This is a genomic window from Delftia sp., from assembly GCF_059499305.1.
The window spans coordinates 423822-444434 of the sequence record NZ_JCABYI010000004.1; the positions used below are offsets into that span (position 1 = coordinate 423822).

A 20613-nucleotide genomic window follows, 5' to 3' on the forward strand; every position below is an offset into this window, starting at 1 on the left:
TTTTTTATAGCCTTCGCTCTCTGGTTGTTTTTGAGAATTTGAGTAGAATTTCTCCATTGGTTGTAATTGCTTGTTTTTCTGATATGTCAGCTATAAGTGAAGGCGGTACTTCTGTTGAATACAGCTTGTTTTTGCTTATTCTATATAAAATCCTCGTTTTTCCGACTATGAATTCATCTCCTTCGATTATTCCTATATACCGGCCATTTTTTGTATAGGCTTTCCACCATCCGCCTTCGATCATTTTATGCCTCGCTGTGCTGTGATTTATTATTGGCGCCACCATGCCAATCCTTGAGCATGAAATGTTATTATGAAAGCCGCCCGATATTTCAATTGATGCAAAATTTGACAAAGTAATTGATTTTGATAATTTATTATCAAAATCGCGCCTGGCAAGAGTAATATCTGGATATACGTGGAAACACGGATGGTCACTTGGCGTAAATCTCGACGTCGTGCCTACCAAGGCTGCCACCTTCGGCAGGATGAGCAAGGAACACATGCAGGCGCCGCAGTGGGAGCGCATCAAGCGGGATTGCTGGAGCCGGTCCTCGCTGCGCGTCCGTAGGACTCTCGCCACCGGAATCTTGCCCAGGGACCGACAGCCTGCAGCCTGTTGCTGGCACACCATGACAGCTCTGAAGCAACAGGAGCAATGAATGGCGATTTCAGAAAAGATCCAGGACCTGCGCAAGTGGGATGACTCTCGCAAGGGATTCACGGGAGAGCATTGGCTTGTGCTCGGTGCCGGCCTCTTGGCGCTGCGCCATGCCCGGCGCGCGGAAAGTGGCATGGGCCGCCTTGTGAGTGGTGCGCTGGGCACGGCACTGATAGCGCGCGCAGCCACGGGCCGCGACGGTGTATTGGGAACGGCAGGACGATTGGCTGCAAAGCCCACGCTGGCCGAGCGCCTGCTGATCGCCGCGCGCCGCCTGTAGACGCCCGGACAAAGAAAAGGCCCGCAGTTGCGGGCCTTGCTTTTTCAGGTCAGGCCTGCATCAGCGCTGGCGGCGCATGCGGCGCAGGCCGAATATTGCCAGCAGGGCAGACATCAGGATGGCGCCCCATTCGCTGAGCGTGGGAACGGCTGCTGCGCCGCCTGCTGGGGCTGCTGCCAGCACGGGCACGAGCGGATCGGCGATCACGCCCACGGCAGGGTTGGTGTCACCAGGGCCGTTGTCCGTGATGGTGTAGGTCACCGTGGTGCGCGCGCTGTCCACGATCACGTTCAGCGCGGTCGCAGGGTCAAACCAGCCGCCGACACCATCGGGCTTGCGGAACTGCACGCCTTCGGGGAGAGCGCTGGGATAGGTGAGAGTCATCGTCACAGATCCGGTGCAGTTTTCGGCGCTGAAAGCGAATTGTCCGCTGGGCGCTTGCAGGTTCGGTGGGGTGGAGGTCACAGGTCCGAAGCCGCCGCCAGGTTGCAGCGTGCAAGTGGTGCCGCCGCCGGACATCGTGGCAGACGGTATGCCGGTCATGCCAGGCACGCTGCCGGGCGCGCTCACCAGTTGCAGTTTGCGGGGCGTGGCTTGTGTGCTTGCAGAGGCTGCACCGGTTGTCCCGTTGGAGGCTGCGACCGTGAAGTTATAGGTGAAGCCATTGCTCAGGCCAGCCACGACAATGGGGGATGTCGTTCCTTGCTGAGTGATCACACCAGGCGCACCGGGCACGGCCACGGGGGTCGCGATCACGGTATAGCCTGTGATGGGCGCGCCGCCATTGGAAGCAGGTGCAGTGAAGGTTACCGTAGCCTGCCCGTCGTCTGCAGCGATGTTGCCGATGGTGGGGGCTCCGGGTGCCGCTGCATTCACCATGAAGGTTTGAGACACCTGTGATGCAGGCAGGTAGCTTGCGTTACCACTTTGGTTCGCATCAACGGTGCAAGAGCCTGTGTTCACAAAAGTCAGCGTGCCGCCCGTGGTGACCGTGCATACCGCAGTTGTGTTTGCGCTGAAGGCCACCGGCAGGCTGGAGCTGGCCGTCGCGGTCAGTGTTGGCGTTGTGCCGAAAGTTTGGTCGCCGGGGTTTGGGAACGTGATGTTCTGGTTTTGCTGTCCATTCACCAGTACGCCGGTCGTGGCGCCTACGTTCGCCAAATTCAGCACAACGTTGGTGCCTCCGCTCGTCATCGTGCTCCCGTTGAGATCGATAGCGGTTCCTAACGACACTCCATTTGCGTCAACATCACCTGGCTGCACGGTATATATGAAGGTCAGGGCGGAGCTGTTGCTGCCACCGACGAAGTTCGCTTGCCGCAGAGTTGAACCAATCGTCAAAGGAATTGAGGGCGTGCCGCCAGCTGTGACGGTCACGGGAGCGCTGTAGGTCACAGTGAACTGCAGGTTCTGTCCAGCACTATAGGTTCCGTCGGGGGGAACGCTTACTGATTGCACTGAGGCGGCAGGAGCTACAAGCGTGTAGCTCAGCGTGGTTTGGCAGGCTTTGGAGTCTGTGATGGTCACCGAATATTGACCGGGAGCCAGTCCTGTCGCGGTTGCCGCTGCGCCACCGGAGGGGGTCCATGAGTAAGTGTAGCCAGGAGTTCCCCCTGTCGCGACAACTGTTGCGCTACCGTTGTTGCCTCCAACGGGATTGATCTGCGACTGCGTGCCTGACAATGTTTCAGGCTGTCCAACGGTCGTAGACGCTGTTCCTTGCAGGCCGTTATTGTCAGTAACCGTAACTGTATAGTTGCCTGCTATGAGACCTGTTGCGGTAGCGTTTGTGCCTCCAGAGGGGCTCCATGAGTAGGTGAAGGGCGCAACACCGTTCTGGGTGATTTGGGCAGTGGCCGTGCCGTTGTTTGCCCCGTTACAAGAGGCATCGGTGTGGGACGCGGACAAGATCAGCTGTGCGCTTGCAGAGCCGGTGTAGGTGACAAGAGCAAAGATGCCGCCTAGCACCCATGTGCGGAAAACCCCAGAAGACATGTTGTTCCCTTACTTTGGAGATCGGCGCAATCTCTCTAGCTCTGTTTGCTGAACTTTTGTTTGATGACCAAACGCGCTGCAAATTGTATGAATTTGTGTATATTGTGTCTATCACTGAAACTTGGTAGTTACTCCGGCTAGGCGGCCTGGTCCTGCGGCGTTCGTCCCAAGCCTGCCAGCTTCGGGGGATGAGCAAGGAATACAAGCAGTTTCCGCAGTGGGAACGCATCGAGCAGTACTACAGGGTCGGCATCCAGGGCCTGAGGCAGATCGCAGCAGGGCAGGACATCAGCCAGGGGGGCGATCCGCAAGGCGCTGAGAGTGATGACTGGAGCTGGGTGCTGTCGGAGCGCATCCAGGACAAGGCCGAGCAGTCGGTACGCAAGGAGGCGGTACGCAGCGAGGTCTGCGCGGAACGCAGGGCGTCCGAGCGGCCCACGGCCCTTGTGCGCTCACTGCGACTGCCAAGAAATACGGCAGGACTGAGAGCCATTATTCGAACTCCTCGGCGCCCGAGGAATGATCGTTTCTGAATGGCTGGCTTAGCTTGAGAATAGATCCGCAGGTGGTGATGACTGGACAAAGCGTCAACTTCCGGAGGGTGCTCTGAGGCTATATTCCGTCTGCGGGAAGCTGCGTTCGTAACTTGAACGCATGCGCCTGGGAGGGCGTTTCATGCGTGCGCCTGAAGCTGTGTCAAGGCTTGCGATAAATATTCAGAGGAAATTGGCAATGGGTATCGCTTTTCGTCAGACTGAAATCAATATCAAGATTGCCAAGAAGCAAGGCAAGGAGATTTCCAAGCTTCTGCAGGACAAGGGATGGATTGCAGAGGATATGCCGTTGGATGCCGCAATGGCAGCTATTGGCTGGCATGGAAAATATCAAAAAACTCTGCTGACAATTGATGAGATTGATGTTGATAAAATAACCAAACAGGTATCCGAACAGTTTGAGGCGCTGGCTGCTTTTGTGCGAGATGGAAGCTTCGTCCGTTTTGAATCAGAGGAGAGCAGTAAAGACTACGCTCTATGTGTTTTCGAGGGGGGCAAGGCTCATGGCTATGGATGGTTGGGAACCCGTGAAAAAACCGCAGTGGTTGCCGCCATCGGAACTGTGCCCAGCGGTCCATGGAATGAGTATATTCATGACGAATCGCCTTCCCGAGAAAAGCTGACAGATCACCGCTATTGGGCGGTGATGGCCTGGAAAATGGCTGAGTACATTCAGTTCATTGCTCAGAGTTCCAAGAGCTTCAGTGCCAAAGATAAGGAACAAGCTTATTGGATCATCCGCGCTGGTGAGGCCGCCAGAACCACTTTACTGGGGACGCGTCCTTTGCTCGTTCAGGATATTCAGATGTATGAGAAGGATGTGAGTCAGATTCCGCGGCTCATTGCAAGCGACTTGCATGAGGTGAAACTGCGCTGGTTAAAAGGGCCGCGTAAGAAGTTAGCAGCGTTGGATTTTGACATCAATGCTGGTGAATTGCAGGCGCTCCTCCGCTACCGTGATACATTTGCGCCGACGAAAGAGTTCTTGGTTGATGGACAGGAGGGTGTATATCAACCGGAAGTGCTTGAGTTCTTAGAATGCCTGCGTGATGCGTCTTGGTTTCAGCAGCTTTGCAAGCTGGCGAAGGATGGCGATAAGCGTACGGAGGTCATTCTGGAGTTTCACGGGTGGATGTCCGATGTAATGGAAACTGCCGATCTGAAGGAGCTTTTGTTTAAACTGCATTGGATTGCCTCCGCTGACAAGGGAAGCGCTGCCATCGTTCCTGGTGTGAGCAGTGAAGAGATTTCTTCGTATATGGCTGGCGAAATCTACAACGCAATGCAGAGAATCAGCCAACTGGCCGCGACAAAGTAAGGTTGCTGAGAGGCTTCTCTTGTAGGCGAAAGCACTCTGCTATCAGCCGACCATGTGAAGCCTCAGTTCGCGGGCATCAGCACGTCGTGCCAAGCCTGACAGCCTCGACGGAGTTCCGTCCGCGAGTTAATGCATACCGCAGCCCCCCTAAAGCGCCGCCGATGGCGGCATTGACCTGTTCGAGCTTGGCGTTATCTCCATCGATGTGCTTCATGATGGGCGGCGGCGATGGCCCTGCTAAACGCAGTCAATTGAGACCGTGAATCAGAAGATGGATTAGCGATGCGCCTCCGGAATCGGGAACGGCAGAGCCCGTCCGCTGGAGTCAATGCTGCGGATTCCCGTGCCAAACGCGAATGTTTTCTTGGTTGAAAAACTCAATTTTTAACTTTTTGTTTCTGTTGACAATGATTGACACTTTCAATCATTTCACTTGTGCGCACCTTGCGCTCAGGTTCAACGGAACTTGTCTGATGAAGTTTTCCCTTTGGCGATGTCTGGGTGGAGCAGGCTTGGCCCTCATGCTGTCCTCCAACGCAGCGGCCCAGTGGTCCTATCCACCGGGCAGCTCTCTGGTTGTCCCGCCGGGCGGGGCCGTGGACCTGTCCTGCTCTGCGCTGGACATGCAAGGAACCCTGGACCTGGGAGGCGCGCTGACCGTCGATTCTTCGGCTACGTTCGCAAGTACCGCCGCCATCACGAACAGTGGCGGAACGCTGTCGGTGGGTGGTGACCTGCAGATCAACGGATCACTGAATGCCGGCAACAACACGATCGAGCTGCGCGACGGCTGCGATCCGGGCAACACCAGCCAGCTCAGCGGCACCCTGGTCGTGCAGAACCTGACCATCAGGAGCAGCACGGGCCGCACCTTTGTGCTGCCTGTCGGGGCAAATATCACCGTGCTCGGGACGCTGACCGTCGAGGGAGTGCCTGGTCAGCCTGTGGTGCTGCAGGCTGCCAGCGGCACTGCGGTCATCAACCTGGGTCCCGGTGCGACGGTGGTACGCACCAATGCGACGGTTCCGCCCACTGTGCAGATCGGTGCAGGTCCCGGCCCATCGGCTGCGGCCATTCCCACACTGAGCGAGTATGGGTTGGTCCTTCTCTCTGTGCTCATGGGACTGGCGCTTTGGCGTCAGCGCCGCACTGCACAACGTTAGCCACTACACATTCAGACCATGAAAACCATGAAATTCACGCTGCGCTCTGTCTCTTTCGCCGCGGCCATCGTCTTGAGCGGCGCTGCAGTGGCGGCTCCTGGCGGCGCCGACATCACCATCACACCACCGGCCAATGGTGGATTCGTCATCAAGAACAATGCAGGCAATGCAGAGCGGCTCCGGGTGATGGAAACAGGCGATGTATATCTGCCCAACCTGTCCAATACAACGGAGGCTGGCAGCGTGGCCTGCTATGACGACGCGACGGGGCGGCTGGGCAAGTGCGCAGCAGGGGCGATTGTGGGGAACCCGGGTCCAACGGGAGCAACCGGAGCGACTGGTGCCACAGGACCGGCGGGCGCGACCGGAGCCACCGGCCAGGCAGGACCGGCGGGCCCCACAGGTCCGATTGGCATTCAAGGCCCAGCGGGCCAGACAGGCGCTCAAGGCCCCATTGGTGCCACGGGCCTTCAAGGTCCGACGGGGGCGCAGGGTGATATTGGCTTGCCTGGTCCCACAGGCCCCACTGGACCAGCAGGGGCTGGAGGAACTACCGCCACCTCGATGGCTGCTCACAACACTAGCGGTTCTGTAATAGCTGTGGTTCTCGGTGGGACCGATATTCCATTGCCTCAGTCGCAGAACATCTCAGGTTTCTTTGCTAATGGTGCAAACACATTATTCACCGTTCAATCGAGTGGCAGATATAGAATTAAGTATTCTATAAAACTCACCAACTCTTTACTTGTTTCAGTAAGAGTTTTGTTGAACGGAACAGGAGTTGTTCCGCTTACGGAGAATCCCTCGATTTCCGTTTCAAGATTTGATGGTGAAACAATTTTGGCGCTCGCTGCTGGAGATACACTGAATCTTCAGTTTTTTGGAATAGTTGCAGCAGTTACTTTGCAAGCGGGTAATGGCGCTACGCTTATTTTGGAAAAATTGAGCGATTAGACTGGTTTGTCTTCTGCATGCAGGCGAGCTTTCTTTGGAAATTATTGATAATTATTACTGAAGCATTGCTCGTCGCAGTTTTGCCTGTAGAACCCAGCGCGGCCATACTCGCCCTAAAAGTCCGCTCAGCTGCCAGGTGCAGCAAAGTTGCTACATGGTGACTGGAGGATGAAGGTAAGTTATTGTCAAATAAAAGATTTTTCTAAAAATGTATCCAGTCCATCATGGGTGAAACGGGCCACATGGCGGCGGGTGCTTGGGATTCGCGGTGTGTCATTGTTTCGATTGAAGTTTCTGCTGCGCCTGCGCTTTTGTGCTTTGCACCATCGCACGCCTGTCTTTGCTTGCAGGTGACAGGTGAAATGCAGCCATGCATCGCGCGGTTCCGATCCCTAAGAAGGCGGCCAATCCATCTGTCGCCAGTCTGGGCAGGATGGTCGCCGTGCGGCGGCAGCGGCGCCGTAGAGGACGGTGGCCGCCGGTTCGGCCAAGGGGCAGGGCGCAGGCAACCCTAAATTATTTTAGGGAGGGTAAAGACGTGGCCTGTCCGGGGCTGGCTGGACTGGGTCATGGTGCAAAGCAGCTCAACAGAGGTGCGGCGCGGTTATCAGGTAAGCAAGGATGGCAGTGCACACACAAGCCAAGGCAACCATCAGTCCCAGCCACATGCCTTTGCGGGCGAGCATTGCCTCGTCCTTTGCACGGGCGGCCTCATTACGGTAGAAGGCGGCTTCTTTTTGCGCTTCCATCGCGCGATTTCGTTCTGCCCGCAGTGCAGCTTCCGAAGCTATCGCGCTGCGCCTGGCGTACTCGGTTCTTTTGTCTTCGCGCTCTTCCTGTTCCCTTCGCCGCCCCTCCAGCATGTGGCTGAACGGCGTCGATCCTGTTATTTGTTGGCGGGGTGGGGTATCTACCCCGCTGGGTCGTACTTTGAGCAGTATGGGTTGAATTGGAGTAATTTTTTTGGTGGGGCTGTCTGGTGTTTTTTGAGTTTTTATCTCGTTATCTGGTGTATTTTTGGAGATGGGATTTTCTGAAACCTTGATATTGATCTTAGGGTTTGATGTGGTTGGTTTGGATTTGCTGATTTTCGCGTTGAACTCTGTGAGGGGAATCCCTGGTGAAACATGGGTTTCTCGGGTCTTATTGTTTGCATGGCTGGCGGGCTTTGAGTTTTTTGATGCGATATAGGAATGGTTTGATATTTTGTCAGGAGTTTTTACTCCATGCGGGTAGGAATGGAGAAACGAAGCATATTCAAAACCACCTGAAGCCTGCTGCTGGAATGGATTGATATCTTTCGGCGGTGATGGCGATTGCGATGAGCCTTTTGAGCTTGATGTTGCCGATTGGAGGTCAGGTTCCGGAAGGCTCTGTGGCGATTGGGCAGTTTCATTCCCGAGAATTTCTTCAGGCGACAAGGCAGAGATGCTTGCATTCAAGGCCGCTCTCATCCTGTCCAGGGCTTTGTGATCACGTCCTGCGATGGATCCACTCAGGCCTGCGGCCTGTAAGCTGAGATCAGCAGGAGGAGTGGGGCTCTGCCCAAGATGATTTTTGAGCATGTTGCTTTCCGATTCTCTGTCTTCTTGCAACTTTTTCGGATCTGTCATTGCTCTCTCACGGTCTCAGATGTGATCAGGCTATTGTGTCATCCCGGCCGCTTGGGCCTATGCCTTTGCAAGGCAATGAAGCACTTGCCGGTCATCCTTGTTCTTGGCGCAGTCAACGGGCCTGCGGCGCCCTTGACGGCATCAATACTCGGTGTTTCTGAACTTGGCAGCCGACGCAATGACGATGTGCCAATAGCGCCTCACTCGTCCGCGTTGTTTCTGCCCGGCCCCTTCACTGGCCCACGCCCTTGCCCAGCGACAGTATTTCGCTCGCATGGACGATGGCCTGGGCAATCTCCTCCACCGAGCTGCGCCGGCTCATGGCCTGGGCGCGGATCATTTCGTAGGCCTGGTCTTCGTTGATCTGGTGGGTTTGCATGAGGATGGCCTTGGCTTCGGCCACGCGGCGCTGGCCCAGCAGCTTGGCCTGGAGCTTGGCGATGCGTTGCTGCTGCTGGCGTGATTCCTTGTGGTTTCTGCGCGCCAGCACCAGGGTGGACAGCAGGCCGAAGGAGCGAATGGGCGAGGGCAGGATGGCCTGCACTTGCAGTTCCAGCACGGCGGAGACGATGGTGGGGTTCTCGTAGTTGACCACGGCGATGGCGGTGGGCGGGCTCTCTCCCTCGCCCTGGGTCCAGGCGTAGTTCAACTGCAGGTGATCGGGGCGCACGGCCAGGAAGACCACGTCCGTGCCCTCGGGCAGGCTGGGCTGGGGCGGCCAGATGGCCTGGACCTGGCAGCCTATGCGCTGCAGCTGCTGGGCCAGCAGTCGGCCGTCCGCGTCGTCGGGGTGGACGACGGCAATGCGCAGCTGGCGCAGTTCCTTCAGTTGGGGCGAGGTGGCACGCAGCAGCGGTTTTCTTTCCAGCAGCGGCCGGCCTGTGGCAGCGCTGCCTGCGTCCTTGTTCGGGGCGGCATCCACGCTCAGTTCTCCAGGGCACCGAGGCTGGCGGTCCAGTCGCCCAGTGAATGGGTGACCAGATAGGGGTCGGGCGAGACGGCCCGGGTGGCCTGGCGCACGATGGTGAAGCCGCCTTGGGCATTGGCGCGGCCCACGCGCGGGTACAGCCAGGTGTGGTGGTTGCCGGGATCGAGCCGGATGCGGCCCTGGGGCGCGTCGAACTCGCTGCCCAGCAGATGGGGCAGCAGATCGCCGATGCGGTCGCTGCCGGCCTGGCGGAAGGCGTTGGCGAACAGGTGCATCTGAAAGTAGGCGGCTTCCCAGCACAGGTTGGGCCTGCAGTCGTCGCCCAGGCGCTGGCGCAGCCGGGCCAGGCAGCGCGCATTGGCCGGTGAATCGATGGACTGGAAGTAGGGCGCGGCCGTGAAGTGGCCGGCCGCCACGTCGGCACCCATCTGGGCGATCTCGGCCTCGGAGGTGGTGAGGCTGGCAATCGGCATGGTCTGCGGATTGAAGCCCGCGTCGGCATAGGCGCGGTAGAGGCTGGCCGTGGAGTCGCCGACCACGGTGGAGAAGATGAAGTCCGGCTGCCTTGCGCGGATGTCCTGCATGATGGCCGCGTAGTCGCGCTCGGTGGCGTCCAGCGGCAGGTAGTGTTCGCCCAGCTTGTCGCTGCCCGGGTGCTGCATGACCAGCTCGCCCATGATGCGGTTGGACTCGTAGGGATAGATGTAGTCCGAGCCGATGAGGTAGACCCGCGCGCCGAAGCTGCTGGTCATGTAGTCGGCCAGTTGCACGCTGTTCTGGTTGGGCGCGGCGCCCGTGTAGATGACATTGCCCGAGAACTCGAAGCCTTCGTAGAGCGTCGGATAGAACAGCAGCCGGTTCCACTTCTCGACGATGGGGATGACGGCCTTGCGGCTGCTGGACATGTAGCAGCCGAAGATGACGTTGATGCCGTCGCGCACGATGAGCTGCTCGGCCAGCGCCGCATAGCGGGCCGGCGTGGAGGCCGGGTCGTAGCGCACGGCGACCAGTTCACGCCCCAGCAGGCCGCCCGACTCGTTGATTTCGTCGATGGCCAGCTGCGCGCCCTGCAGCTGGGACTGGCCGATGGTCGATGTGGTGCCGGTGGCCGAGTAAAGAATGCCGACTCTGACGGGGTCGTTCATGGGTTCCTTGTATGCCAGGTGCTGGCGTGCGTTCTTTGCAGGCTTCAGGTTAATCGAGATTTCCGTGGCGCTTGCCGTGGTCAGCGGCCGGCTGCGAGCCTTGCGCCCATCTGGGACAGCCGCCTTGGCAGATGCCGCGCGTCGTCGGCAATGCCGTAGTTGCGCCCGCCAAAGATGTGGCGCACATAGCCGTCAGCCTGGCTGTCAACGGCCAGGCAACTGATGCGTATGCCTGCGGCGCGGGCCTGCTGCACGGCGCAGCGCGCGTCTTCGATCAGGTAGCGGTCGTCATGCACGTCGATGTCGGCGGGTGCTCCATCGGTGATCACCAGCAGATGGCGCTGGCCGGCAGGCTCGGCCGCCAGCAGGCTGCTGGCGTGGCGCAGGGCGGCGCCCAGGCGTGTGGAATGGCGCCCCTGCAGTGCCTGCAACCGTGTGGCCGCTGCTGCGGCAAAGGGTTGGCCGAAGTCCAGCAGGCGCAGGTAGCGGACCTCGGCGCGCGTGTTGGACGAGAAGGCGTGGATGGCCAGGCGGTCCACGCCGGTTCTGTGGCCTGCGCGCGATTCGGCCAGCATGAGGGCCGCCTGTTTCTCCAGCTCCAGCAGGCTGGCGCCGTGGGGGCCGGGCGTGTTGACCGATTCGGAAGCGTCCATCAGCACCAGCAGGCTGGTGGGGCGCGGGCCTTTGCCGGCCCGCATGAAAAGGCGTGGTTCCGGGCGCAGGTTCAGGCGGCGGTCCACCTGGACCTCGAGGGCGGCGTTGAAGTCCAGGTCATCGCCTTCCCACTGGCGGCGCAGGCGCTGGCGCCGGTCCAGCTGGCGTGCGGGCGGCAGCGGCAGGGGCGGCATTGTCTGCAGTCGGGAGGTGGCGCCATTGCCCGGCCTTGCTTCGGACTGCCAGGCCGGTAGGGTGTCGATGACGGTGCACCAGTCCGTCTTCAGGCGCTCCAGCCTGCGATCCCATTCGGGGTAGCTGTGGCGGGACAGTTCCAGGTCAGGCGACGGGCCTTCTGGCCCTCCAGGCTGTGGTCCGGCGGAGGGGGATGGGGGTTTTTGGGCCGCGCGTGCTGCGGTCTGCTGCAGCGCCAGGCTGTCGTTCGGGTCCTGGGGTGACTCCGAGTGCTGCCAGAGATAGCTGTTGTCATCACGGTAAATGCTGGGCACGGCATGGTGCTGCGGGTCCATGCGCACGCGCATCTGGCCCAGGTCGTTGGCCAGGATGGAGGCAATGGCCCGGAATGCGGCGTAGTCCTCCAGGCCATGGCGCGTGGCGGTGTCCTCGAACAGGTCACGGGCCTTGTGGATCCAGTGGTTGCCGTCCATACGGCCTGGCCACAGCAGCATGCGGTCCAGTCGGGCCATGAAGGCGGCAAAGCCCAGGTCGGATGGGTCGGGCTCGGGCGCGATGCAGGCCTCGAACCAGCGGCGCACGCCAGGGTGCTGCAGGCACAGCAGCCGTTCCACGCGCGCATCTTCCAGTGCGGCCACCACGGCCTGGCCCATGGGCTTGAGGGCGCCGCTGTTCTGGCGGGCGGGCGAAAAGCGCAGGTGGGCTGCGGCATGGGCCACCATGGCAGCGTGCCGGTCTTCCTGGACGGCCAGGCCATGCGGGAGCAGCAGGCGGGCCGGCGCGCTTGTCAGCACGGCGCGCGGGGGTAGCGCCTGCGCGGCCATGGTCGTGGCCGAGGCCGTGACGCGCGTGAGCGGCTGCACGGTGACGCTGCGGCGCGCCAAGCCGCTGGCCAGCAAGCTCAGCCTGTGGAGCAGGCGGGTGTCTTCGGACAGTGCAAGGGCAGGGGCTGGCATGGCGTGCTGACCTCAGGCGCCGAACTCGGCTGCGACCAACTGGCGCAGCGCGGCGGCGGTGTCGGGGTCGTCGGTCAGGGCGCTGGTGATGGTCATGTCGCAGCTGTCGTGCACCGAGACGCCGTCGCGCATCAGCAGGCCTGCGTAGATCAGCATGCGGGTGGAGGCGCCTTCATCCAGGCCCCGGTGGCGCAGTTCGCGCGTGCTGCGTGCCAGGCTGACCAGGCTGCGAGCGGTGGCCGGGGCAATGCCGGTCTCGTGGGCCACGATGTCCGCCTCGATCTCGGGCGCCGGGTAGTCGAAGTCCAGGGCCGCGAAGCGCTGGCGGGTCGATGGCTTCATGTCCTTGGCGCTGCTCTGGTAGCCGGGGTTGTAGGAGACCACCAGCTGGAAGTCGGGATGGGCATGCACCACCTCGCCCTTCTTGTCCAGCGGCAGGGCACGGCGCGCATCGGTCAGCGGGTGAATGACGACCGTGGTGTCCTGGCGGGCCTCCACCACCTCGTCCAGATAGCAGATGCCGCCGTGGCGCACGGCAAGGGTCAGCGGGCCGTCGTGCCAGGCCGTGCCGTCGGCATCCAGCAGGTAGCGGCCCACCAGGTCGGAGGCCGTCATGTCCTCGTTGCAGGCCAGCGTGACCAGGGGGCGCTTGAGCGCCCACGCCATGTACTCCACAAAGCGCGTCTTGCCGCAGCCCGTGGGGCCCTTGAGGATGAGCGGCATGCGGTGCTGGTAGGCCTGCCGGTACAGCTGCACTTCGCGGCCCGAAGGGCGGTAGAAGGGCTCTTCCTCGATGCGGTAGGCCGCCAGCGGGTCGGCGGCCTGGCTGGCAGGAGCGTGCAGCGGGCCTGTGGTTGTTGTCGTGCTCATCTTCACTCTTCACCTTTCCGTGTTCATGGGCGGGCCTGCCCCCAGGCCTGCAGGCTCGGAGGCAGGACGCTGTCAGCGGTGCCTGGGCGCCTCGTGCGGAATGCCTTCGATGGGGCATTCGGGCGTGCCTACGGTGGTGCGCGTGAAGGACTCCACCATCTCGCGCGTGCCCTCGGGATCGTTGACCCACTGGCTGTAGAAGTTGTAGGGGCAGGCGGCCACGCCCTTGTCGCCGTCGCCGGAGTTGATGGTGCCGGTGTAGCCGCGGTGCACGAGCTTGAACAGATGGTTCTGAGACTGGCCGTTCTTGCGCGCATCGCGGATCAGGTGCTTGGACAGTTCGGCGTACTGGATGCCCATCTCCTCCTCGCCGGTCTCGCCCAGGGTGCGGCCGTCGAAGCCGATGATGGCCGAGTGCCCGAAGTACGAGTACACGCCGTCGAAGCCCGCCGCATTGGCCACGGCCACGTAGCAGTTGTTCATGAAGGCCATGGCCTTGGAGACCATGATCTGCTGCTCCTTGGCCGGGTACATGTAGCCCTGGCAGCGCACGACGAGCTCGGCGCCGCGCATGGCGCAGTCGCGCCAGATCTCGGGGTAGTTGCCGTCGTCGCAGATGATGAGGCTGATCTTCAGGCCCTTGGGGCCTTCGCTCACATAGGTGCAGTCGCCCGGGTACCAGCCCTCGATGGGCACCCAGGGCATGATCTTGCGGTACTTCTGCACGATCTCGCCCTGGTTGTTCATGAGGATCAGGGTGTTGTACGGCGCCTTGTTGGGGTGCTCCTCATGGCGCTCGCCGGTCAGCGAGAACACGCCCCAGACATTGGCCCTGCGGCAGGCGTCGGCAAAGATTTCGGTCTCTTCGCCCGGGATGGCGCTGGCCGTGTCGTACATCTCCTTGGCGTCGTACATGATGCCGTGCGTGGAGTACTCGGGAAAGATCACCAGGTCCATGCCCGGCAGGCCGCGCTTCATGCCTACCAGCATGTCCGCGATCTTGCGGCAGTTGTCCAGCACCTCGGCCTTGGTGTGCAGGCGCGGCATCTTGTAGTTGACCACTGCCACGCCGACGCAATCGTTGCTGCTGGAAATATCTCCGTGTCTCATGCTGCTGCTCCTGAAGGGGTTGATGGGGCGGCGTGCGGCATCGCTGCCCCTTCGATTCCCGGCCAACAAAAAAAGGCCCGAACCGCTCCAGGTCAGGGAGCGGTTCGGGCCTTGTTGCCCGACATCGGCGCTGGCAGCTTTGGCAGCGGATGTCGTCTTGTCGATGATTCGGGAATGAACCGGGGCGATGCCTTATCGCCGTGCATGCATTGTTGCCATGCACCCGCCCCGCGCATATACGTCATATGCCGGTTGTGGCGGGCGCGATGCCGTGGTATTTCCCGCGCGCGCTCTGCGCCCTGGTCCCTCAGAAGGACCCGAACATGGTGCCGAGCGTGATCACCAGCACCAGGGCCAGCAGGGGCGCGCCTATGGTCATGATGGCGATGTTGCCGTACGACTGGCGGTGCGTGAGGCCGCAGATGGACAGCAGCGTGATGATGGCGCCGCTGTGCGGCAGAGTGTCGAAGCAGCCGGCCGCCATCACGGCCACGCGGTGCAGCAGCTCGGGGCTGATGCCCAGCTGGGCGGCCATGGCCAGGTAGTCCTTGCCCAGCGTGGACAGTGCAATCGACAGGCCGCCGGACGACGACCCCGTGATGCCTGCCAGCACGTTCATGGCCACGGCCTCGGAGATCAGCGGGTTGTGGGGCGCCACGTTGAGCACGGCCTCGCGGATGATGGCAAAGCCGGCCAGGCTCGCGATGACGGCGCCGTAGCCCACTTCCGAGGCGGTGTTGAAGATGGGCAGCATGGAGCCCAGCACGCCCTTGTTCACCGACTCCTTGAGATTGCGCCAGCGGCCCAGGCCCAGCAGCACCAGTGCGGCGCAGGCCACGGCCAGGGACAGGATCAGCGCCCACAGGCCCGTCTGCTTGGCCGGGTTCACGGCAGGAAAACGGTCCTTGAGGAAGCCGAAATCCATTTGCGGGAACACGCCGTAGGTCAGCAGCGCGTTGACCGCGATCACCAGCACCAGCGGCAGCAGGGCCAGCAGCAGCGGCAGGTCCCGGCGGTTGTGCAGGGCGGGGCCGCTTTCGTCATGCAGGCCCTGCTCGACGGCATCGTCATGGTCGCCGTAGCCTTCGCCGGCCACGCGCGCCTTGGCCGCGCGCGACTGCAGCCACCACAGGCCCAGGGCCAGCATGGTCATGCCGCCGATGATGCCCAGGCCCGGCGCCGCGAACACGTTTGTGCCGTAGTAGGGAATGGGAATGGCGTTCTGGATGGACGGCGTGCCCGGCAGCGCCGTCATGGTGAAGGTGAACGAGCCCAGCGCGATGGTGGGCGGTATCAGCCGCTTGGGCACATGGGCCGCGCGGAACAGCGACTTGGCAATCGGATAGATGGCAAAGGCCACCACGAACAGCGACACGCCGCCATAGGTGAGCACGGCGCAGGCCAGCACCACCGTGAGGATGGCGTGCTTCTCGCCCAGCACGCGCATGATCCAGTGCGATATCGCGGTGGCCGCGCCCGAGTCGGCCATCAACTGGCCGAACAGCGCGCCCAGCAGGAACACGGGGAAGAACTGCAGCATGTAGTTGCCCAGTGCGCCCATGAAGGTGCTGGTGTACAGCGGCAGCATATGGCCCAGGTCGCCGGACAGCAGCACGGCCACGGCGGCCATCAGGGGGGCCAGCAGCAGCACGGAGATGCCTCGGTAGGCCAGGAACATCAGTCCCGCCAGTGAAATCACGATTGCCAGGGTACTCAAATCGTCTCCAGTCCAGTAGTTCTAGTCAAAAAGACAGAATAAAGGCGGATGGATGACAATTTGGCGTAATTGGCGTGCTTTGTAGATGACTTGGCGCAATATGTCGCCACGTTTACCCGTGTTTCCGGGCATTGGCGTGCGATTGCTGACCCAGCCGCCGGTGCTGGCCGGGGGCGTTTCCGACCCGGCCTGTGTTTGCCGTGAACAGCGCTTGATCAGCGCCTGATCACGGGGTTTTCGCCGGGGGTGTTTGCCCGCCGCTTCGCGCACGATGAATCGTCGTGGATGTATCGGCTCTGGGTGTGGCCCGGTGCTCTGCCATGCTTGCGTGTCCGTCACGCCACAGCATTTTTTGCATGGCAGAAAACGCAGGGGCTCCAAGCCGTTTCCCTGTGAAAACAGGGCCTGAATGCCGCTGTAAAACCCTAAGTCTTCTACAAGACTTAAAAAATCCGGCAGGTTCCGCTTAGAATTTTGTATTGTGGGATCGCATTGCAGAAAACGCCGGGGCAGCATGCTGGCGCGACGGGGCATTGCGTGACGGTCCTACAGCGTCAGGCTGCACCGGCCCGTTTCCCCTAGCGGATGCCCGGTTCGACGGCCTGCGGCGCGACCCCTACCTTTTTCACTACCTGAGACAAGAGATGAGCACGCAGCAACCCACCATCATCTACACCCTGACCGATGAGGCCCCGCGCCTGGCCACCAGTGCCTTCCTGCCTGTGGTGCGCGCCTTTGCAGCACCCGCCGGCGTGAATGTCGAGACCGCCGACATCTCCGTGGCCCACCGCATCCTGGGTGAGTTCTCCGAATTCCTGGCCGAAGACCAGCGCGTGGCCCACACCCTGTCCGAGCTCGGCAAGAAGACGCTGGAGCCCGATGTCAACATCATCAAGCTGCCCAACATCAGCGCCTCCGTGGCCCAGCTGACGGCTGCCATCAAGGAGCTGCAGGGCAAGGGCTACGCACTGCCCGACTACCCCGAGAACCCGTCCAACGACCAGGAAAAGGACATCAAGGCGCGCTACGGCAAGTGCCTGGGCTCGGCCGTGAACCCCGTGCTGCGTGAAGGCAACTCCGACCGCCGCGCTCCCGCCGCCGTCAAGAACTACGCCAAGAAGCACCCGCACTCCATGGGCGAGTGGAAGCAGTGGTCGCAAACCCATGTCTCGCACATGGAGCACGGCGACTTTTACCACGGCGAAAAGTCCATGACCCTGGACAAGGCCCGCGACGTCAAGATGGAGCTGACCACCAAGAGCGGCAAGACCGTGGTGCTCAAGCCCAAGGTCGCGCTGCAGGCCGGCGAGATCATCGACTCCATGTTCATGAGCAAGAAGGCGCTGTGCGACTTCTACGAAAAGGAACTGGACGACTGCCGCGACGCCGGCATCCTGTTCTCGCTGCACGTCAAGGCCACGATGATGAAGGTCTCGCACCCCATCGTGTTCGGCCACTGCGTGAAGATCTACTACAAGGAAGCCTTCGAGAAGCACGGCAAGCTGTTCGACGAGCTGGGCGTCAACGTCAACAACGGCATGTCCACGCTGTACGAGAAGATCGAGACGCTGCCCGCCTCGCTGCGCGAAGAGATCATCCGTGACCTGCACGCCTGCCAGGAACACCGTCCCGCGCTGGCCATGGTGGACTCCGCCAAGGGCATCACCAACTTCCACTCGCCCAACGACGTGATCGTCGATGCCTCCATGCCCGCCATGATCCGCCAGGGCGGCAAGATGTGGGGCGCCGACGGCAAGCCCTACGACTGCAAGGCCGTGATGCCCGAGTCCACCTTTGCCCGCATCTACCAGGAGATGATCAACTTCTGCAAGTGGCACGGCAACTTCGACCCCAAGACCATGGGCACCGTGCCCAACGTGGGCCTGATGGCGCAAAAGGCCGAAGAGTACGGCTCGCACGACAAGACCTTCGAGATCGAGGAAGACGGCGTTGCCAACATCGTCGACCTGGCCACCGGTGAAGTGCTGATGAGCCAGAACGTGGAGCAGGGCGACATCTGGCGCATGTGCCAGGTCAAGGATGCGCCCATCCGCGACTGGGTCAAGCTGGCCGTCACGCGTGCCCGCAACTCCGGCATGCCTGCCGTGTTCTGGCTGGACCCCTACCGTCCGCACGAGGCCGAGCTGATCAAGAAGGTCAACACCTACCTCAAGGACTACGACACCACGGGCCTGGAAATCCACATCCTGTCGCAGGTCCGCGCCATGCGCTACACGCTGGAGCGCGTGGCCCGCGGCCTGGACACCATCTCGGTGACCGGCAACATCCTGCGCGACTACCTGACCGACCTGTTCCCCATCATGGAATTGGGCACCTCCGCCAAGATGCTGTCCATCGTGCCGCTGATGGCCGGTGGCGGCATGTACGAAACCGGTGCCGGCGGCTCCGCTCCCAAGCACGTGCAGCAGCTGGTGGAAGAAAACCACCTGCGCTGGGATTCGCTGGGCGAGTTCCTGGCACTGGCCGTGTCGCTGGAAGACCTGGGCATCAAGAACGGCAACGACAGCGCCAAGCTGCTGGCCAAGACCCTGGACGAAGCCACCGGCAGGCTGCTGGACGAGGACAAGTCGCCTTCGCGCCGCACCGGCGAGCTGGACAACCGCGGCAGCCAGTTCTACATCGCCCTGTACTGGGCGCAGGCCCTGGCTGCCCAGACCGAGAACGCCGAGCTGGCCGCCAAGTTCGCTCCCCTGGCCAAGCAGCTGGCGGACAACGAGTCCAAGATCATCGAAGAGCTGCGCGCCGTGCAGGGCAAGGCCGTGGACATTGGCGGCTACTACCAGCCCGACGTGGCCAAGATGGACGCCGTGATGCGCCCCAGCGCCACCTTCAACGCCGCCATCGACGCGCTGCGGTAAGCCACTTCGCCTTTGCCGGGGCCAGACCCCGGCAGGCTTGAAGCATGACCGGCCGGCCCGCAAGGGCGGCCGGTTTTTTCATGCCGACATCGGCAGAAAACCGCAGGCGAAAAAAAACCGGCCCAGAGAGCCGGCTTTCTTGGAATTGGACGCTATCAGTAGCGACCGCCGCCGTGTCCGCCATTGCCATAGCCGACGTCGGCACGCTTGCCTGCATAGCCTTGCGGGCTGTAGCCACCCGAGCTGCGGCCTTCTTCGCGAGGACGCGCCAGGTTCACGACAATCGAGCGTCCGTCCACGGACATGCCGTGCAGGCCGGTGATGGCGGCCTGGGCGACTTCGGCAGAAGCCATCTCCACAAAGCCGAAGCCCTTGGAGCGGCCGGTTTCGCGGTCCATCATGACCTTGGCGGAAGCCACGCTGCCGAATTCGGCGAAGTTGCTTTCCAGGCTGGAGTCGGTCACGGAGTAGGGCAGATTGCCCACGTAGATTTTGGTGGTCATAGGAAAACCTCTTTGCTTAGATGTGCGCAAACGGGCGCACCGTTGGAATGCAGGCGGAGGACTGTGCAATCCGCCGCAGGAAATGGATAGGGGTTCGCAGCAAGCGGGCCATCAGCACGCAGGCGGGTGCTGCATGCAGGTCTGAAGCCAGCCTTGGGTGACGGCAAACAGCCGTGCCGCTTCGCTGGAGGCGAATGCCTTGTCGAAACGGAATACGCGGCAGTAGCTGCCGTTGCCCTGGGAGCGATGGACCGAGAAGGAGGCACGGAAGCGGCCGCAGTCGGTCGGGTGTGTCGAGGGCGAGACGACGTACTTGCCCATGGGAATGCCGGTGTTTGAAATGTGGTTCAGTCAGGTTCGCAGCCTTGAAAAGGCCTGCGTGAGCATCTAGGAACTCGGTTGGCTGCAGCTCTACAGACCAACTGGGCGACAAAGGTCGCGAAACACATCCTGCAGGAAGCGGCTGGCAAGCCGTTGCGCGGGAGATGTGGTTGCCGACTCAGGTACTGGGTACGGGTCTCGACAACGGTGCTGACTATATCCTGTTGAATATTTAAACGCAACTTAATATTCTTTTTAATTGTAAAAACCTGCCTGACAGCTGTTGTTTTGTTATGTTATAACGTCACAATTCTGATGTGGCGCAACATCGCCAACCGTTTTCTGGAACAGGAAATCACCATGCCCACCCCTTTGACCGCCAACCAGCAACGGGTGCTCGACGCCCTGCGCCAGGCCGGTGCACCGCGCACGGCCTATGCACTGCTCGACCAGCTGCGTGACCACGGGCTGAGCGCCCCCACGCAGGTCTACCGCGCGCTGGACAAGCTGGCCGAGCAGGGCGTGGTCCACCGCCTGGAGTCGTTGAACGCCTATGTGTGCTGCTCGCACCCGGATGAGGGCAGCCATGACTTCTCGGCCTTTGCGATCTGCGACAGCTGCGGGCAGGTGGACGAGTTTGTCGACGACGCGCTCAACCGCTGCCTGGGCAGCTGGGCGCACGGCCATGCGTTCGCGCTGGCCCATTCGAACATCGAGCTGCATGGCAAGTGCTCTGCCTGCACTGCGCTGCACGCCTGAGGCCCTGCCTGCCGCACGCGGCTGCAGTGCCAGCAGCG

21 protein-coding genes and 1 pseudogene are annotated in these 20613 nt (G+C 61.3%); 8 read left to right on the plus strand and 14 right to left on the minus strand.

The genetic code is table 11. The features are described 5' to 3' along the window. Positions 1-4 precede the first annotated feature (4 nt). Positions 5-532, minus strand: a complete 528-nt coding sequence (locus AC5I49_RS03715) for a hypothetical protein (protein WP_495788849.1) — start codon at positions 530-532, stop codon at positions 5-7. Positions 533-662: 130 nt separating this feature from the next. Here AC5I49_RS03715 and AC5I49_RS03720 point away from each other — a divergent pair, with 130 nt between their 5' ends. Continuing rightward, positions 663-941 carry a hypothetical protein gene (locus AC5I49_RS03720; RefSeq protein WP_016445950.1) on the plus strand — a complete coding sequence of 93 codons (279 nt, stop codon included), beginning with the start codon at positions 663-665 and terminating at the stop codon, positions 939-941. A gap of 60 nt (positions 942-1001) precedes the next feature. Here the strand turns inward: AC5I49_RS03720 and AC5I49_RS03725 are convergent, their stop codons facing one another. Then, complete coding sequence (locus AC5I49_RS03725) at positions 1002-2468, minus strand: IPTL-CTERM sorting domain-containing protein (RefSeq protein WP_495788927.1); 1467 nt, start codon at positions 2466-2468, stop codon at positions 1002-1004. Positions 2469-2525: 57 nt separating this feature from the next. Next, positions 2526-2936: pseudogene (locus AC5I49_RS03730) on the minus strand (hypothetical protein); the annotation flags it as partial. A gap of 188 nt (positions 2937-3124) precedes the next feature. On the opposite strand from AC5I49_RS03730, the gene AC5I49_RS03735 reads away from it, so the two are divergent. Together AC5I49_RS03735 and AC5I49_RS03740 are read left to right on the plus strand one after the other, a co-directional pair. Then, the gene (locus AC5I49_RS03735; RefSeq protein ID WP_151020288.1) at positions 3125-3469 is read left to right on the plus strand and encodes a hypothetical protein; all 345 of its coding nucleotides are present in this window, start codon (positions 3125-3127) and stop codon (positions 3467-3469) included. Between the two features lie 199 nt (positions 3470-3668). After that, positions 3669-4808 (plus strand): SH2 domain-containing protein, encoded by a 1140-nt coding sequence (locus tag AC5I49_RS03740; RefSeq protein ID WP_495788850.1) that lies wholly within the window; start codon positions 3669-3671, stop codon positions 4806-4808. 76 nt (positions 4809-4884) lie between these two features. On the opposite strand, the gene AC5I49_RS03745 is transcribed toward AC5I49_RS03740, so the two are convergent. Further along, positions 4885-5022, minus strand: a complete 138-nt coding sequence (locus tag AC5I49_RS03745) for a hypothetical protein (protein ID WP_495788851.1) — start codon at positions 5020-5022, stop codon at positions 4885-4887. Positions 5023-5164: 142 nt separating this feature from the next. Here AC5I49_RS03745 and AC5I49_RS03750 point away from each other — a divergent pair, with 142 nt between their 5' ends. Both AC5I49_RS03750 and AC5I49_RS03755 read left to right on the plus strand, forming a co-directional pair. After that, entirely contained in the window at positions 5165-5971 is an 807-nt protein-coding gene (locus AC5I49_RS03750; RefSeq protein WP_495788852.1) for an IPTL-CTERM sorting domain-containing protein, read from the plus strand. Between the two features lie 27 nt (positions 5972-5998). Further along, positions 5999-6925 (plus strand): BclA C-terminal domain-containing protein, encoded by a 927-nt coding sequence (locus AC5I49_RS03755; protein ID WP_374005233.1) that lies wholly within the window; start codon positions 5999-6001, stop codon positions 6923-6925. A 584-nt stretch (positions 6926-7509) separates the two neighbouring features. On the opposite strand, the gene AC5I49_RS03760 is transcribed toward AC5I49_RS03755, so the two are convergent. The 6 genes from AC5I49_RS03760 to AC5I49_RS03785 form a co-directional block, all read right to left on the minus strand. Then, positions 7510-8538: a hypothetical protein gene (locus AC5I49_RS03760; protein WP_343739727.1), complete on the minus strand. Its 1029-nt coding sequence runs from the start codon at positions 8536-8538 to the stop codon at positions 7510-7512. Between the two features lie 232 nt (positions 8539-8770). After that, on the minus strand, positions 8771-9460 hold the full coding sequence (locus AC5I49_RS03765) for an ANTAR domain-containing response regulator (protein WP_495788853.1): 690 nt from the start codon (positions 9458-9460) through the stop codon (positions 8771-8773). Positions 9461-9462: 2 nt separating this feature from the next. Further along, complete coding sequence (locus AC5I49_RS03770; protein ID WP_016445955.1) at positions 9463-10611, minus strand: transporter substrate-binding domain-containing protein; 1149 nt, start codon at positions 10609-10611, stop codon at positions 9463-9465. Positions 10612-10691: 80 nt separating this feature from the next. After that, complete coding sequence (locus AC5I49_RS03775; protein WP_495788854.1) at positions 10692-12416, minus strand: nitric oxide reductase activation protein NorD; 1725 nt, start codon at positions 12414-12416, stop codon at positions 10692-10694. A gap of 12 nt (positions 12417-12428) precedes the next feature. Further along, positions 12429-13286 carry a CbbQ/NirQ/NorQ/GpvN family protein gene (locus AC5I49_RS03780; protein ID WP_047219023.1) on the minus strand — a complete coding sequence of 286 codons (858 nt, stop codon included), beginning with the start codon at positions 13284-13286 and terminating at the stop codon, positions 12429-12431. 72 nt (positions 13287-13358) lie between these two features. Beyond that, positions 13359-14396 (minus strand): aliphatic amidase, encoded by a 1038-nt coding sequence (locus AC5I49_RS03785; RefSeq protein WP_043791758.1) that lies wholly within the window; start codon positions 14394-14396, stop codon positions 13359-13361. Here AC5I49_RS03785 and AC5I49_RS03790 point away from each other — a divergent pair. After that, on the plus strand, positions 14395-14574 hold the full coding sequence (locus AC5I49_RS03790; protein ID WP_495788855.1) for a hypothetical protein: 180 nt from the start codon (positions 14395-14397) through the stop codon (positions 14572-14574). The two genes, AC5I49_RS03785 and AC5I49_RS03790, sit on opposite strands and share 2 nt — an antisense overlap. Positions 14575-14703: 129 nt before the next feature. Here the strand turns inward: AC5I49_RS03790 and AC5I49_RS03795 are convergent, their stop codons facing one another. Both AC5I49_RS03795 and AC5I49_RS03800 read right to left on the minus strand, forming a co-directional pair. Then, entirely contained in the window at positions 14704-16113 is a 1410-nt protein-coding gene (locus AC5I49_RS03795; protein WP_209803573.1) for a GntP family permease, read from the minus strand. Positions 16114-16134: 21 nt separating this feature from the next. After that, complete coding sequence (locus AC5I49_RS03800) at positions 16135-16647, minus strand: hypothetical protein (RefSeq protein WP_209803575.1); 513 nt, start codon at positions 16645-16647, stop codon at positions 16135-16137. A 110-nt stretch (positions 16648-16757) separates the two neighbouring features. Between AC5I49_RS03800 and AC5I49_RS03805 the strand changes: the two genes are divergently transcribed. Then, positions 16758-18992 (plus strand): NADP-dependent isocitrate dehydrogenase, encoded by a 2235-nt coding sequence (locus AC5I49_RS03805; protein WP_016454629.1) that lies wholly within the window; start codon positions 16758-16760, stop codon positions 18990-18992. A gap of 155 nt (positions 18993-19147) precedes the next feature. Here the strand turns inward: AC5I49_RS03805 and rbp are convergent, their stop codons facing one another. Then, the gene (gene rbp / locus AC5I49_RS03810; RefSeq protein ID WP_016445960.1) at positions 19148-19495 is read right to left on the minus strand and encodes an RNA-binding regulator; all 348 of its coding nucleotides are present in this window, start codon (positions 19493-19495) and stop codon (positions 19148-19150) included. Positions 19496-19606: 111 nt separating this feature from the next. Further along, positions 19607-19816 carry a hypothetical protein gene (locus tag AC5I49_RS03815; protein ID WP_016445961.1) on the minus strand — a complete coding sequence of 70 codons (210 nt, stop codon included), beginning with the start codon at positions 19814-19816 and terminating at the stop codon, positions 19607-19609. A gap of 315 nt (positions 19817-20131) precedes the next feature. Here AC5I49_RS03815 and AC5I49_RS03820 point away from each other — a divergent pair, with 315 nt between their 5' ends. Further along, a complete protein-coding gene (locus AC5I49_RS03820; protein ID WP_017405058.1) occupies positions 20132-20575 on the plus strand; it encodes a Fur family transcriptional regulator in 444 nt (147 codons plus the stop codon). Positions 20576-20613 lie beyond the last annotated feature (38 nt).

What these genes read in the sequence shown, in the direction of transcription:
- AC5I49_RS03720 (WP_016445950.1), top strand. Translation starts at nt 663, where the DNA reads ATGGCGATTTCAGAAAAGATCCAGGACCTGCGCAAGTGGGATGACTCT.
- AC5I49_RS03815 (WP_016445961.1), bottom strand. Translation starts at nt 19,816, where the DNA reads ATGGGCAAGTACGTCGTCTCGCCCTCGACACACCCGACCGACTGCGGC.
- AC5I49_RS03775 (WP_495788854.1), bottom strand. Translation starts at nt 12,416, where the DNA reads ATGCCAGCCCCTGCCCTTGCACTGTCCGAAGACACCCGCCTGCTCCAC.
- AC5I49_RS03755 (WP_374005233.1), top strand. Translation starts at nt 5,999, where the DNA reads ATGAAATTCACGCTGCGCTCTGTCTCTTTCGCCGCGGCCATCGTCTTG.
- AC5I49_RS03760 (WP_343739727.1), bottom strand. Translation starts at nt 8,538, where the DNA reads ATGACAGATCCGAAAAAGTTGCAAGAAGACAGAGAATCGGAAAGCAAC.
- AC5I49_RS03820 (WP_017405058.1), top strand. Translation starts at nt 20,132, where the DNA reads ATGTGGCGCAACATCGCCAACCGTTTTCTGGAACAGGAAATCACCATG.
- AC5I49_RS03790 (WP_495788855.1), top strand. Translation starts at nt 14,395, where the DNA reads ATGCTGCTGCTCCTGAAGGGGTTGATGGGGCGGCGTGCGGCATCGCTG.
- AC5I49_RS03785 (WP_043791758.1), bottom strand. Translation starts at nt 14,396, where the DNA reads ATGAGACACGGAGATATTTCCAGCAGCAACGATTGCGTCGGCGTGGCA.
- AC5I49_RS03740 (WP_495788850.1), top strand. Translation starts at nt 3,669, where the DNA reads ATGGGTATCGCTTTTCGTCAGACTGAAATCAATATCAAGATTGCCAAG.
- AC5I49_RS03745 (WP_495788851.1), bottom strand. Translation starts at nt 5,022, where the DNA reads ATGAAGCACATCGATGGAGATAACGCCAAGCTCGAACAGGTCAATGCC.
- AC5I49_RS03805 (WP_016454629.1), top strand. Translation starts at nt 16,758, where the DNA reads ATGAGCACGCAGCAACCCACCATCATCTACACCCTGACCGATGAGGCC.
- rbp (WP_016445960.1), bottom strand. Translation starts at nt 19,495, where the DNA reads ATGACCACCAAAATCTACGTGGGCAATCTGCCCTACTCCGTGACCGAC.
- AC5I49_RS03770 (WP_016445955.1), bottom strand. Translation starts at nt 10,611, where the DNA reads ATGAACGACCCCGTCAGAGTCGGCATTCTTTACTCGGCCACCGGCACC.
- AC5I49_RS03735 (WP_151020288.1), top strand. Translation starts at nt 3,125, where the DNA reads ATGAGCAAGGAATACAAGCAGTTTCCGCAGTGGGAACGCATCGAGCAG.
- AC5I49_RS03780 (WP_047219023.1), bottom strand. Translation starts at nt 13,286, where the DNA reads ATGAGCACGACAACAACCACAGGCCCGCTGCACGCTCCTGCCAGCCAG.
- AC5I49_RS03800 (WP_209803575.1), bottom strand. Translation starts at nt 16,647, where the DNA reads ATGCCCCGTCGCGCCAGCATGCTGCCCCGGCGTTTTCTGCAATGCGAT.
- AC5I49_RS03750 (WP_495788852.1), top strand. Translation starts at nt 5,165, where the DNA reads ATGTTTTCTTGGTTGAAAAACTCAATTTTTAACTTTTTGTTTCTGTTG.